Raw genomic sequence first — 13,300 nt, forward strand, 5'->3', positions numbered from 1 at the left:
ACATTTTTCGATCGTGATCAGCTCGCCACCTGCACGCCTTCGATTATGGCGATCCCACGAAACCTCCCGCTGATCCCTGGGTGTGATTGAGGGGGCGACTGTGGTAGTGTTTCTGATCGCTGGATCGAATAAAGCCGAAAGGTGAAGACAGTTCTTGAAGCCGGTATGGACTCCGGTCGTATACTGCTGAGCTCTCTCATGACAAAGACAGCGGAATGCCTCTTGTGACCAGTAAATTACCCCGCAGCGGGGATCTCACGATTGAGTCAGCATAGATTGCGCTCTGCGAGGAAGAAGAGATGATCCTGGCCGGAGACATCGGTGGCACCAAAACTCACCTCGCACTGTATGAATGGTCGACGGAACGGGTCGAGCCGGTGCGATTGGAGACATTCCACAGCGCCGATTACGCCTCATTGGAAGAGATGCTGGCGGAATTCCTGGTCCCACCAAAACCTTCGACATCTGTCGACGAACTCGGGCAAGCCAAAGTCGAGCCCGAAGAACCTCCTTCACCGCCCAAGCCGGACGAACGGATGACGATCAAAAGTGCCTGTTTCGGTGTGGCCGGGCCTGTGATTGAGAACAAGAGCCATACGACGAATCTACCCTGGTTCGTCGACGGCACCTCGCTGGCAAAGCGATTCGATATTCCACACGTTCGCCTACTCAACGACCTCGAGGCGATGGCCAACGGGATTCTGCTCCTCCGTCCCGATGAACTGTTCACGTTGAATGCCGGTACGCCACTATCCCAGAAACAGGCGATCGCGCTCATCGCTGCGGGAACCGGGTTGGGAGAATGTATTCTTTATTGGGACGGGACAAAGTATCGGCCCATGCCTTCTGAGGGAGGCCACGCAGATTTCGCACCCAACAGTGACATCGAGATTGAATTGTTACGGCATGTTCGCACACAGTACCTGCATGTCAGCTATGAGCGAGTATTGTCTGGCCCTGGTCTCCACACCATCTACGAATATCTCCGCGATACAAAGAAAAATGAACCGACATGGCTGGCGGAGAAGATCAAGACCGGTGATCCATCGGCGGAAATCGCGGAGGCCGGCCTGAAAGGCCAGGCTGAGATCGCCAAACAAACACTCGATCTCTTCGCCTCGATCTATGGGGCTGAAGCAGGGAATCTGACTCTCAAAGCGATGGCGATCAACGGCATCTATCTTGGAGGGGGGATAGCCCCTAAACTCCTTCCCAAATTGAAGGACGGAACCTTCATGAAAGCGTTCACGAACAAAGGGCGATACAAGCGCCAGATGAGCAGTATCCCCGTTTACGTCGTCATGAATCAGCGGACGGGTCTCATCGGTGCTGCATCCATTGCCGCAGAGTTGGCCCAGGCATGACCATCATTGATTCCGATTCATTGAAACGCATGGCGGCGCTTAAGGCCGTCGACTACGTCAAGGACGGCATGGTCGTCGGACTCGGGACCGGTTCAACCGCCAGGCACATGGTGGTAGCACTGGGAGAGAAGGTACGAGCCGGGATGAAACTACGCGGTGTCCCGACCTCCCACGAGACAGCGGAATTGGCCATGAAGTGTGGAATTCCGCTTATCGACACCGAAAACACCTGGACGACCGATGTGGCGATCGACGGGGCTGACCAAGTGGACCCACACTTCAACCTGATCAAAGGGGGCGGAGGCGCTTTGCTCAAAGAAAAAATCGTTGCGGCATCCGCCAGGCAATTTATCGTGTTGGTGGACCATACCAAACGGGTGCCAGTGCTCGGTCACTCGTTTCCCCTTCCGGTCGAGGTGATTCCCTTTGGCTGGGGAAACACGGCTCGTGCCATCGAAACCCTCACGAAGAGTCACGTGGTACTGCGACAACGGAACGGCGCTCCGTACGAGACAGAAGCAGGACATTTCATCGTAGATGTGCACCTCGCACGGATCGACAACCCGCGCGAGCTCGAAATTCACCTCAATGAGATTCCCGGCGTTGTTGAAACGGGACTGTTTGTTGGTCGGACCGATTTATTGATCGTCGGCACACCGCAGGGAGTCGAGACGCACCGAGCCGTGAGGACATGAGTGAGCCCATCAGCAGACGAGACTCGCTTCGATCCATCGTGCGGCGTGCACGGTCTCTGCTGGCGATTCCTGCATTGAATGCCTTTGGCCTTGTTCTTCCCTCATCACCAACCACGCTCATCACCGAACGACCGAAAGGTGAAGATATGAAGCATGTTTCTCCATCGCAGGCTGTCGATCCATATCGGCTTCCTCGGCACGTCGTGCCAACCCGGTACGACCTTCAACTTGAGCCGAATTTCAAGACGGCAACGTTCTTCGGAGAAGAAACGGTCACGGTGACGATCACGCAGCCAACCGCTGAGATTCTGCTCAATGCCGCCGAACTTACCATCCGAGCTGCTTCGCTTCGGGCAACGGATGGAACCAGTTACACCGCCACGACGATCGAACTCGACGATACGTTACAACGCTGCAGGCTTGCCTTCGCGACCTCTCTTACGCCGGGGACGTGGACCCTTCGACTGACTTTCGCCGGCGTCTTGAACGATAAACTCCGGGGATTCTACCGGAGCACGTATAGGGACCGGACGGGCACGACCCATTCGATCGCGGCCACGCAATTTGAAGCCACCGACGCGCGCCGCGCCTTTCCCTGCTGGGATGAACCGGATTTTAAGGCTGTGTTTGCCGCTACCTTAATCGTTGATCCATCGCTCACCGCGGTCTCCAATACTCCGATTACCTCCGCGAGCGTCGAGAACGGGAAGAAGATTGTCCGATTCTCAGACACGATCAGAATGTCCACCTACCTTGTGGCCTTCATCGTTGGAACCCTCGAATCGACCGATCCAACGATGGTTGGTCAGACTCCGATCCGCCTTTGGGCGATCCCAGGGAAAACCCACCTCGCACACTTCGGACAGGACATTGCGGCAGCTTCGCTCTCATTCTTCGAACGGTACTATGACATTCCATATCCTGGCCGCAAACTCGACCTTCTCGCCATTCCGGATTTCGCGTCGGGCGCGATGGAGAATCTTGGGGCGATCACGTTTCGAGAGACGGCGCTCCTTGTAGATCAACGCGCTGCCACCCATGCAGAGCTGGAGCGGGTCGCCGACGTTGTCGCCCATGAGAACGCCCATATGTGGTTCGGCGACCTCGTGACCATGTCCTGGTGGAACGGATTGTGGCTCAATGAAGCCTTTGCCACCTTCATGGAAATGTTGGCGGTCGACGCCTGGAAACCGGAATGGAAACGCTGGGAGTCGTTCAGCATGTCACGTGCCGCAGCCTTCTCGGTCGACGGGCTTCAGAACACGAGACCGATTGAATATCCGGTTCGCGCTCCGAAAGACGCGGAGGCGATGTTCGATGTGTTGACGTATGAAAAGGGGGCTTCGGTGTTGCGAATGCTGGAGCAGCACATCGGCCCAACGGTGTTCCGGAACGGAGTGCGTGATTACTTGCGAACGCACGCCTACGGCAACGCCGATACGAAAGACCTCTGGATCTCACTGGGCCAAGTGGCGAAACAACCGGTGCCGGAATTAATGGAGGGATGGATTTTCCAGCCCGGTTTTCCACTTGTCACCGCCAGCGTCAATCAGTCGTCTGAGCTGGTTTTGACCCAACAACGTTTCAATTACCTCGATGATGGGCAGTCACAACACGCGCGAGGACAGCGGTGGCATATTCCGGTTCAAATGCGAGTCGTCATTGGAGACAAACCCACCACCTCACGCCTGCTCTTGGAAGAGACAGAAGCACGATTCCCCGTGCCGAGCGAGTTCGATTCTCTGTTCCTCAACGAGGGTGGACATGGGTTCTACCGAGTCCGTTACGCGCCCGATCTCTTGGCTCGCCTCTTGAAAACCGGGCTCGACAAACTGGCTGCTGTGGAACGGTTTGCGCTGATCAACGATGCATGGGCCATTACCATCGCCGGACTCATGCCGATCACCGAGTATCTCGACCTCGCGGCGCAGTTCGCGACCGACCGCGACAAGAACGTGTGGGCCCTCATGTTAAACTCCTTCGCATTTTTGAACCGTCTCATCGATTCGGACGTACGGCCGGCGTTGGAATCCCTGGTACGGCAACGAGTGAGCCCCGCCGTTATGGACATCGGCTGGACGCCGAAACGAGGAGAATCCGAACTCACTGGACAACTACGAAGCGAATTGATCACGGCGCTCGGGAAACTCGGAAACGATCCGCTGACCCAGCAGCGCGCGGCAGAACTCTATGCTGCGTTCAAAACAAACCCGGCGGCGATCCACCCTGATCTGGTCCCCGCCGTCGTGTCGACTCTGGCATTTACGGGTGACCAAGCCCGTTACGAGGAATTTACTGAACGGTTCCGTACTGCCTCGACCCCGCAAGAAGAGCGCCGCTACCTGTTTTCGCTGGCAGAGTTCCGACACAAGCCGTTGTTGGAGCAGACGCTGGCGCGCACGCTGAACGGGGAAACTCGAACTCAGGATGCTCCGTTCCTGATCAGCGCCGTCATGGGCAACGTCCACGGACGCGAGCTGGCATGGGCCTTCGTCAAAAACAATTGGGATCAGATGGATCGGCTCTTTCCGAAACAAGGCCTGCGTCGCATGTGCGGCGGCATCGCTGCATTGACAACACCGGAACTTGAACGAGATGTCCATGCGTTCTTCACGTCCCGCAAGATCGATCTGGGCGGAAAAACGCTGGACCAGTACCTGGAACAGTTAAGGATCGCGGTGAACATGCAGGAGCGAGATAGAAAGCAGCTGTATGACTATCTGCTCGCATTCGCCGATCGGGCAGCAGGAGCACGATTGTGACCAATCAGATTGAGTTTTTGAGATACCCTGGCCGCGATATAACTAGTTTCGGGAAGGACGCCAAGGGGAAATCTATCTCATGACGATAAAAGGAAACATCTTTCACGTCGTCCCTTACTGACCCGTCAGACCTCTCCTGCGCAAATCCCATCAAATGGCACGACAGAATTGAATGAAGCTTGTAAGAAGCCGCATTGCCTCTGCTATCTTCAGCTCTTATATTTTACATCCTTCAGCCATTCCTAGGATCGACGTTTATGTGGTGCTACCGTCGCTCCAGAATCACCACACTTCTTGGTCAGCTGCTGGTTGTATTTGCTATCCCACTCACTGGATGCGGTGGTGGAAGCAACTCAGATAACGGCACCACACAGGGCGGGGGGCCGCCACCGTCGGTCAGCCTTAAACTGCAAACCGTTCGGACAGGATTCTCGGCTCTCACCTTCTTGACCGCACCACCGAATGACAACGCACGCCTCTTCGTGGTCGAGCAAGCAGGGCGGATTCAGATTCTCGATCGGATGACCGGAACTCCCAATCCAACCCCGTTCATCGATTTCACTTTAATGGCCCCCTCGCCAATCTCCAGCGGGGGTGAACGAGGCCTGTTAGGATTGGCCTTTGATCCCAGCTACAACGCAAACAAGCAGTTCTACGTCTTCTACACCGACCAGTCCGGCAATCCGACTGTCGCTCGGTACATGCGAAACGCTCTGAATCCTGATCTGGCCGATCAGTCGACCGGTGTGGTGATCGTGTCCGTCTCCCATCCTATTAATACGAGCAACCACAACGGCGGGATGCTTGCGTTTGGACCGGATGGTTGTCTATATGCCTCAGTCGGCGATGGTGGCACTGGGGGCGCGCCGGCCCAGATTACCGGCTCGTTGCTCGGGAAGATCCTGCGGTTGAACCCCAATGCCCCTAGACCGCCAGCAGCCTGTACGAACTCTGGGCCGAACCCCTTTGGAAACGAAGTCTGGAGCTATGGACTTCGAAATCTCTTTCGATTTTCGTTCGATCGTGGAACGAAGAATCTTTTTATCGCAGACGTGGGAGAAAGCACAGAAGAGGAAATCGATATTGCGACCGGGCTTCTGGCTGGAGCAGGAGTGAATTATGGATGGAACATTATGGAGGGATTTCTGTGCTTTCCGAGCCTTTCACCCTGCCCACCACCAGCTGGTCTAACGTTACCAGTACTTGAGTATGATCACAGTCAAGGCTGCGCCATTATAGGCGGTTACGTATATCGAGGATCGGTTATTCCCGCGCTCCCGGGAACCTATTTCTACGGTGACCTCTGTTCCGGGTTTGTCCGAAGCTTTCGTTTCGTCGGTGGACAGGTTACTGAACAAAATGAGTGGCCGCTTCTTGCTCCCGGCGGCAGCATTACGAGCTTCGGCGAGGATGCTCAGGGGGAACTTTACATCCTGACGTCGCAAGGAAGCTTGTTTCGGATAGTCCCCAACTGATCATCGAGCGATTGGTTGCCGTAGCACAGAAGCTCTCGAATGGACAGCAGGGGAAGCGCTCGCGAGATGGTTGAGAAAACCCGCTAAAACTCCTATTCGTGTCTCAGCACCGCCAGAGGACGTTGGCCCAACAAACGGTAGGTGCTAAGAAACCCAACGGCCAAGGTCAAGAGGACAGTTAAGCTGATATCAATTAGCAGAACGCTCGGCTGGAGGCTCCATGCGAGTTCGAAGAAATAGGTCAGCACCGCCCACGTCAGCAGACTCCCGAGCAAGATACCGATGAGACCAGCAACTCCTCCCAACAGCGCATATTCCGCGGCGAAGGACCGTGCAACGAGACCGCGCGTTGCGCCCAATGCCTTTAGGATCACCGATTCATACAGGCGCCGGTAGCGTGTCGCAGCGAGAGCTGCCGCCATGACCAATCCACCGGCCAATACACAAAACGATGCGACGGCGCGAATCGCCAACGAGAGCCGATCAAGGACGCGGGCAAAGTTTTGGAGGACATCGCCGACATGAATGGCACTGACGTTCGGAAACGATGCCACGACCGCCTGTTGAATCGGCACTTCTTCCTCGGACGGCACGCGCAGCGTTGCCACATAGGTGACCGGAGCGCCATCGAGCGATCCCGGTGAGAGAATCATGTAGAAATTGGTCGAGAAGTTTCCCCATTCAACCTTCCGAATACTCCGCACCTCTGCCGAGACGATAGCGCCCTGAATGTCGAGGTCGACCGTGGAACCGACATCCAAGCCCAGATGTTTCGCCGCTTCTTCTTCGACTGACAGCTGCGGTTTTGCAAAGGCCTCTCCCTGCTTCCACCATTCGCCTTTCACAATTGTGTTGTCCTTCGGAACCTGATCTAGAAAGGTCAGGACGTATTCGCGCGCGGCGTACCAGTTCTTTCGTTGCTCTTGCTTGTCAGTCTCCTTCTTCTCTTCCTGTTCACTCTCTGAGTCTATTTTTATTGTTTCCCCGTTGATCGCGTGGAGTCGAGACCGAACCAACGGTGTGAGGTCTGGCTTCCTCCCGGGAAGCTGCTGGTGGACGATCTGCACGAACCTATCCGCCTGATCAGGCTGGATGTCGATGAAAAAGAACGTGGGTGCATCACTCGGTCGACTGTCGCCGACCTGCTGAAGCAGCGCATGTTCCACGAGCGACACAGTTGCGATTGCCATCACTCCGATTCCGATCGCCACCATGATTCCGACGGCCTGGCCACCTGGTCGAGCAACATTGCTGAGTGCCTGCCGAAGGCTCAACGACTTCGGTATGGGCAGCAGCCGAAGTCCGAACACCAGGAGTTTGGCCGACAGAGCGAGAAATACAACGGCCAAGATGAGCGCACCGACAAACAGGAGGCCAATACGCCATGATTCTGCCTGCCAGACCGAGAGACCTACTAATCCCACGACGAAACCACACGCCGTAAAAAGTTTCAGCCGATCGCACAATCCCCATCGCGCCTGCCACTGGCGTGGTGTCGTGAGATCATCAACTTGCATCGGCTCGACATCACGTCGAAGAATTGCAGCAGGCTTCATGTTTCTGATCGTCAGCAAAGGCCACAGCGCAAAGAGCAACGTCGACAAGAGTCCCAGTGCCACTCCCTTCACCACAGGCCATAGGGAAGACACCGACAGCTCCGGCGAGAATCCCAATTGGTCCAGGAGATCGGAGGCGAACAGGTTCGTCACGAGTGTGGGAAGGCCGCGTTGCAGACCGATCCCAATCGCGGCACCGGCAAGGCTGCCGACCAGGCCAAGCCACATCGCTTGCAGCGCATAGGCTTTGATCACCGTTGCGGAATCCGCCCCTGCCGTCTTGAGGATAGCGATCGTCTGCAGTTTCTCCCGCAGAAACGCATGAATAGACGTCGCGACGCCTAGCCCTCCGATAAACAACGCTGTCAGGCCGATCAATCCGAGATACCGTGTGAGCTGTTGGAGATACTGCTTGAGCTGAGGTTGGGCGTCCTGATAGCCAGACACGCGTACAGAATCCGTGGCCAATCGACCCCGTAGTTCAGGTATAAGCGAACTCGTCGAGAGATTCGCAGGAAGTGTGAGGAGGTACCGCTCACGAACCCGACTGCCGGGCTTGATCAGCTCAGCGGCACTCAAGCCATCCCGCGAGATCAGCACGCGCGGCCCTAGGCTGAAAGCGTTGGCCATCCGATCCGGCTCAGTTCGAACGATACCTGTGATCACGAACAGAGCTTGCCCAATTTTGAGACGTTCGCCGACAGAGAGACCCATGCGAATGAGCAAGGATTTCTGTACCACCGCTCCGAAACAGGGAGTCCCCCCGCATCGGCGGATGTCGGGATGTAGCAATGTATCGAGGGATTCAGTTGGTTCAAGCCGTATCGTTCCATACAAGGGATAGGCCTGTTCCACTGCCTTTAATTCAGCAATCTGTGTCGCTGACACACCTGATCCACCCTGATCTACCCGCGCGGCCATCGCGATGAGTTCGCTCACGTGAGTAGTCGTGATGCCCCGTGTCGTGAGAGAGGTCAACACGTCCTGCCCTTTTGCCGAAAGCGGATGAGATAGACGCATTTCCAAATCACCGCCGAGTAGTCCGCGCGCTTCACGCATCACGGCTCGCTCCACATTGGCAGCGAATAGTGACACGGCTACCAATGTGCCGACACCAACGGCGATGCAGACGAAAAAATACAGAAAATGTTGCCAGCCCCCCCTGGTTTCTCGCCACGCCATGGCGAACAGAAACTTATTCACGAGGGGGACTCTCCCGAGGAAACCGTCTCGTCGGTTTCCTCGTCGGATTCGATGCGGCCATCCCGCAACGTGATCACGCGCTGCATGAGCGAGGCAACATCTCGCTCGTGCGTAACCAACACCAGCGTTGTGCCGTAGTCACGATGGAGGTCGAGTAAGAGCCCGATGATGTGTCGACCAGTACCCGAATCAAGATTGCCGGTCGGTTCATCGGCCAGCAGGATTGGAGGTCGACAGGCGAACGCTCTGGCCACCGCGACCCGCTGTTGCTCACCTCCGGACAATTGCACCGGATAATGGTGAAGACGGTCCTGCAAGCCAACTGCGTCCAGGAGATCGCTAGCGCGCCTCTTCACTGAAGAAACTCCGGTCAACTCAAGTGGGACCATGACATTTTCGAGCGCGGTTAAGGTTGGGATGAGGTGGAACGATTGAAAGATATACCCAATCATTTTTCGTCGGTACCGCGCGAGCGCACTCTCCGACAAAGTGGTGATATCCACTCCGTCGAGCACGACGGAGCCAGAGGTCGGACGGTCTAATCCAGCCATCAGACCCAAAAGAGTCGACTTTCCGCTGCCGGACGGCCCCACGATCGCGACCATTTGTTTCGATGGAATAACGAGGTCGATCTGATCAAGAATCGTGACCGCCCGTCCACCGGCGGCCAACCGCATCGACAACCCCTTTAAGACGATCATGGCAAGAATTCCTCACGATACTCGAGCGAACCCGACCGTATTATACTGTACTCCTATGCCAGACCCCGCACCTTTGCGCAGGTTCTTAGTCAGCCTGACAGGACTGTGGTCTTTGCTGGTGATACTCGCCCCAATACCCACGGTCTCGTTACCGCCGCCTTCGCATGCCTCAACGACGTCCTCGACCAACGGTGTGACGTCATCCGTCGAGCAGCCGCGAATCGTCGCGTTTGGTGACAGCCTGACGGCCGGCCTGGGAGTCGGACCTGCGGAATCTTACCCCGCGCAGCTGCAACGACGACTTGATGAGTTGGGCTATCACTATCGCGTGGTCAACGCGGGAGTCAGTGGAGAAACCACGGCGGGAGGAGCCCGGCGTGTGGCCTGGGTGCTCAAGAGCCGGCCCGTCATCGTCATCCTGGAACTTGGAGCCAATGACGGGTTACGCGGACTCAACCCCGAGCAAACGCAGGCGAACCTGGAACACATCATTCAGCAGCTCCAGGAGGCCAAGGTCACGGTCGTGTTGGCCGGCATGAAGCTACCGCCTAACTACGGTGCCGAGTACACCAGAGCCTTTGAATCGATCTATCCTACTTTGGCTCGACGGTATCATCTCGAACTGATTCCGTTTTTCCTCGACGGAGTAGCCGGATCGATCAAACTGAATCAAGCCGATGGAATACACCCTACCGCGGAAGGCTATCGCATTATTGTTGGGAAGATCCTGGAAACGGTACAACCCCTGCTGAAGCAGTGAAGGAGGTCCGCCGCGATGATGGGGACCGTGAAAAACACGGACACCAGGCCTTCTAAGAGGATCAAGGGGCCTGGTGTCCGCTACTCTCGGAAAGAGCGGTTAGCTCTTTTTCAAAAACGTGTCGTAGACACCGTAGGCGAGAATGACTCCGATCAGCGTGTAATACATATAGCTAATTCCGGAATAATCCGGCCCACCTTCGCCTTTCGGTTCGTTGGCCAGTGCCAGGGAGACGCCGACCAGTAGCACAGAGCCCGCGAGCGTACCAAATCGTGCAACCATCTTTCTCATACCTATCCTCCTCGAATCGGATAACATAAAAGTGGGCGGCATTGTACTGAAGTTGGCTTTCGAGACGCAAGAGGGTTTGAATGCAAACGGACCGATGGTAGCTGTAAGGGATGCGTTATTGAGAGGGGCCGGACTTTGTGAGGGTCCTCAGGGCCGTGGCCACTTCTCTGAACGATGCGGCGAGTTTCTCGAGCTGAGTCCCTTTTGAGAGCATGTCTCCTGCAATCGACTTGAGCTGGTTGTCATACCCACCGACTTCGGTCGCAAGATCCGCGACTCTTGCCAATGTGCTCTTATAGGTTGCAAGTTCCTGCATGGCCTCTTGGTGGGCGACCTGAGCCGTCTTGACCTCTGCCATGGATGCCTGAAGTTGGTGGGTCAGCCGTCCGACATAGGCTTCCCGGTCTCGGATGTCGGACTCCAAACTCAACTGAATTTCCTCTCCTTCCCGGCGACGTTCGTCAAGATTTCTGATGGCATGCGCCCAGGCAGCCACCTCGCCGCTCAGTTTGGAGGAATCGGGCAAGGGTTGACCTCGTTCCACGGCTTTCATGGCTGGTTGCAACCATTCGATGAAGGCCATCACCTCACTCAGTTTCAGATCGCCCATGGCAGAACCCCCTGCGGCCACGGATCCGTTCCCGTTCGGCGGGCTTGCTGCAGGCTGTACGGTGGGAGCTGTCCTTGCTTTCCGACTGGTGCGTGGCTGAGCCCATCGATGGTATTCCAGCAACACCGCGATGCAATGGCGGCACATGGGTTCTTCCGGCAACGCGCAACTGCATTTCGACACCAGGTGCCCATCCTTCAGCCGGATCGTTTGTTCGTACAATCCCGAGCTGCCGATTACTGCCGAGGAGATCTGTGATTCATCCGCTTCAACGATGCGGACTCGATTTTCCGTGACGTATTGGTTCCCGATTTGGAAAGCACCCCGATCCACAACTGACTGAATCATAGGGGGGTCGAGGAGGCTGAGTCGCTCCGCTGAGCAGGGAATCTTGTTTCGCATCCGTTACAGTCCCACGTTTGAAAGGACCCGTATGATGTTCCGGGGTAGTCTGGAACGGACTGACCCAACTGTCAAGCGTTCGCCCGGTTCTGGCAGGTGCAGACCTGCTGATCGAAGGACGGTCTAATGGCTAAGGCCTAGATGGGCGGAACCATGGAAGCGTTTCATATTGAAGACGTCGTAAATCGGCGCCTTTGCTCCTAAATTCTCAGGTGGGTGCCATCACAAAACGGTGGCTTCTTTGTATGCTTACAGCCGCAGAACGCCACCCGTTTCTTTTCGTCAAAGGTGACCTCGATCGGAGCGAAATCCGTTCCCGTATGGGATCCGTCACAGAAGGGTTGTGTTTTAGATCGGCCGCAACGACACCAATAGATCGTCCCAGGTCCAACCTCCAACACATAGGGATTGCCTTGCGCAATGATGAGCTGATCAGCCATGTTGTCCCCTCGTTGTTTCTTACACCAGTTGCCTGAGTAACAGAACCTATCGACAGCGGCGTGGCGGCCCTTGAACTCCGATAGGTGTCAGCCAGATATAATCTGCAATTTTGTCCCGAATCACTTCCTCCAACTCCGAGACCCGGTTTCTCTCAAAGGACATCATATAAATACTCAGCTGGCGGACAGGCCAACCAGCTCTACGGGTCACTCGATTCGGCACCGGAAGCTGGTATTGAATGTGACCCCCGCCTGTGTAGCTCACTACTGGGCCCGCCAAAGGATCCTGAGCAGAGCGAATGGTTGCTAGCCGTTCCACTATCGTCTTAGCCATGCCTTCATCACGCACCATCGAGGCCTCATACATCGACTGATAGAGGCTCTCCCCTCCCCCATGACATTGTTGGAGTTGCGTGATTATCCGCTCGCGATACAACGGCTCATCGACAATCGTTTCATCCTGCATCCCCCATTGGGCCATCTCAGGATCGGACCTCGCCGCCACGAGTCCTTTCTTCATGACCATTTTCACTAAACCTTTTGGAGGATTCAGCGCCACAAGCGAGAGCTGCCGATCCTTCGCAAGCTGAACCAGGGGCTCGTAGTCTTCGAATGGCCCTCCCCAATTCTGGAGCCAGTGACTTTGTTCGATGAATACAGATCGGTCGCGTTCCTGCCCTGAGGTATACCGATCGAGAGCCGGTTGACCATCCCAGCCGAACATTTCCATGGCCAGGCCCGGCTTCCGTCCCCGCTCAATGAGCCCCCTCATAACTTGGAGAGCTGCCTCGATGTGGTACCGGTTGTGGTGCTCTTCCCCCAGATAAACGACATCTTGCAGAGCCAACTCCCTCATCACATCATCCATTCGAATCACCTGGCCACTGACAGCGTTGATGACCTGCCATTCATGGAATCGCTCTCGGTTTTGGACGAATTGAGAAGACGCCGGTTCGCCGGCGGTGCAAGCCGCGATGCTCATGAGAGCCACCCCCAGCAGGACAGAACTTCTGTGAAGCCGATCGAAGAGACGACGTCCTT

11 protein-coding genes are annotated in these 13,300 nt (G+C 56.0%); 5 read left to right on the plus strand and 6 right to left on the minus strand.

Features of this window, described 5'->3' with window-relative positions:
• The first annotated feature begins 299 nt into the window (after nucleotides 1-299).
• The 4 genes from glk (at nucleotide 300) to VEI50_09070 (ending at nucleotide 6,296) form a co-directional block, all read left to right on the plus strand.
• Nucleotides 300-1,364 carry a glucokinase gene (glk, locus tag VEI50_09055; GenBank protein ID HXX75265.1) on the plus strand — a complete coding sequence of 355 codons (1,065 nt, stop codon included), beginning with the start codon at nucleotides 300-302 and terminating at the stop codon, nucleotides 1,362-1,364.
• A complete protein-coding gene (gene rpiA, locus VEI50_09060) occupies nucleotides 1,361-2,059 on the plus strand; it encodes a ribose-5-phosphate isomerase RpiA (protein ID HXX75266.1) in 699 nt (232 codons plus the stop codon). The genes glk and rpiA overlap by 4 nt, the downstream gene beginning before the upstream one ends.
• Entirely contained in the window at nucleotides 2,056-4,821 is a 2,766-nt protein-coding gene (locus VEI50_09065) for a M1 family metallopeptidase (protein HXX75267.1), read from the plus strand. The genes rpiA and VEI50_09065 overlap by 4 nt, the downstream gene beginning before the upstream one ends.
• Nucleotides 4,822-5,078: 257 nt before the next feature.
• Nucleotides 5,079-6,296, plus strand: a complete 1,218-nt coding sequence (locus VEI50_09070) for a PQQ-dependent sugar dehydrogenase (GenBank protein HXX75268.1) — start codon at nucleotides 5,079-5,081, stop codon at nucleotides 6,294-6,296.
• Between the two features lie 92 nt (nucleotides 6,297-6,388).
• Here the strand turns inward: VEI50_09070 and VEI50_09075 are convergent, their stop codons facing one another.
• Both VEI50_09075 and VEI50_09080 read right to left on the minus strand, forming a co-directional pair.
• Nucleotides 6,389-9,055: an FtsX-like permease family protein gene (locus tag VEI50_09075; GenBank protein ID HXX75269.1), complete on the minus strand. Its 2,667-nt coding sequence runs from the start codon at nucleotides 9,053-9,055 to the stop codon at nucleotides 6,389-6,391.
• Nucleotides 9,052-9,756 (minus strand): ABC transporter ATP-binding protein, encoded by a 705-nt coding sequence (locus VEI50_09080; GenBank protein ID HXX75270.1) that lies wholly within the window; start codon nucleotides 9,754-9,756, stop codon nucleotides 9,052-9,054. The genes VEI50_09075 and VEI50_09080 overlap by 4 nt, the downstream gene beginning before the upstream one ends.
• Before the next feature lie 193 nt (nucleotides 9,757-9,949).
• Between VEI50_09080 and VEI50_09085 the strand changes: the two genes are divergently transcribed.
• Entirely contained in the window at nucleotides 9,950-10,516 is a 567-nt protein-coding gene (locus VEI50_09085; GenBank protein HXX75271.1) for an arylesterase, read from the plus strand.
• A 99-nt stretch (nucleotides 10,517-10,615) separates the two neighbouring features.
• Here VEI50_09085 and VEI50_09090 read toward each other — a convergent pair whose 3' ends face one another.
• The 4 genes from VEI50_09090 to VEI50_09105 form a co-directional block, all read right to left on the minus strand.
• Complete coding sequence (locus tag VEI50_09090) at nucleotides 10,616-10,807, minus strand: hypothetical protein (protein HXX75272.1); 192 nt, start codon at nucleotides 10,805-10,807, stop codon at nucleotides 10,616-10,618.
• A 115-nt stretch (nucleotides 10,808-10,922) separates the two neighbouring features.
• On the minus strand, nucleotides 10,923-11,765 hold the full coding sequence (locus VEI50_09095; GenBank protein ID HXX75273.1) for a hypothetical protein: 843 nt from the start codon (nucleotides 11,763-11,765) through the stop codon (nucleotides 10,923-10,925).
• Nucleotides 11,766-12,019: 254 nt separating this feature from the next.
• Nucleotides 12,020-12,259 carry a CDGSH iron-sulfur domain-containing protein gene (locus tag VEI50_09100; protein HXX75274.1) on the minus strand — a complete coding sequence of 80 codons (240 nt, stop codon included), beginning with the start codon at nucleotides 12,257-12,259 and terminating at the stop codon, nucleotides 12,020-12,022.
• A 46-nt stretch (nucleotides 12,260-12,305) separates the two neighbouring features.
• The gene (locus tag VEI50_09105; GenBank protein ID HXX75275.1) at nucleotides 12,306-13,241 is read right to left on the minus strand and encodes a ChaN family lipoprotein; all 936 of its coding nucleotides are present in this window, start codon (nucleotides 13,239-13,241) and stop codon (nucleotides 12,306-12,308) included.
• Nucleotides 13,242-13,300: the final 59 nt, after the last annotated feature.

Source organism: Nitrospiraceae bacterium, from assembly GCA_035623075.1.
Taxonomy (GTDB): Bacteria; Nitrospirota; Nitrospiria; order Nitrospirales; family Nitrospiraceae; genus DASPUC01.

Bases quoted from the DNA above. Each gene is read 5' to 3' on its own strand.
- glk (HXX75265.1), top strand. From the start codon at position 300: ATGATCCTGGCCGGAGACATCGGTGGCACCAAAACTCACCTCGCACTG.
- rpiA (HXX75266.1), top strand. From the start codon at position 1,361: ATGACCATCATTGATTCCGATTCATTGAAACGCATGGCGGCGCTTAAG.
- VEI50_09065 (HXX75267.1), top strand. From the start codon at position 2,056: ATGAGTGAGCCCATCAGCAGACGAGACTCGCTTCGATCCATCGTGCGG.
- VEI50_09070 (HXX75268.1), top strand. From the start codon at position 5,079: ATGTGGTGCTACCGTCGCTCCAGAATCACCACACTTCTTGGTCAGCTG.
- VEI50_09080 (HXX75270.1), bottom strand. From the start codon at position 9,756: ATGATCGTCTTAAAGGGGTTGTCGATGCGGTTGGCCGCCGGTGGACGG.
- VEI50_09090 (HXX75272.1), bottom strand. From the start codon at position 10,807: ATGAGAAAGATGGTTGCACGATTTGGTACGCTCGCGGGCTCTGTGCTA.
- VEI50_09095 (HXX75273.1), bottom strand. From the start codon at position 11,765: ATGATTCAGTCAGTTGTGGATCGGGGTGCTTTCCAAATCGGGAACCAA.
- VEI50_09100 (HXX75274.1), bottom strand. From the start codon at position 12,259: ATGGCTGATCAGCTCATCATTGCGCAAGGCAATCCCTATGTGTTGGAG.
- VEI50_09105 (HXX75275.1), bottom strand. From the start codon at position 13,241: ATGAGCATCGCGGCTTGCACCGCCGGCGAACCGGCGTCTTCTCAATTC.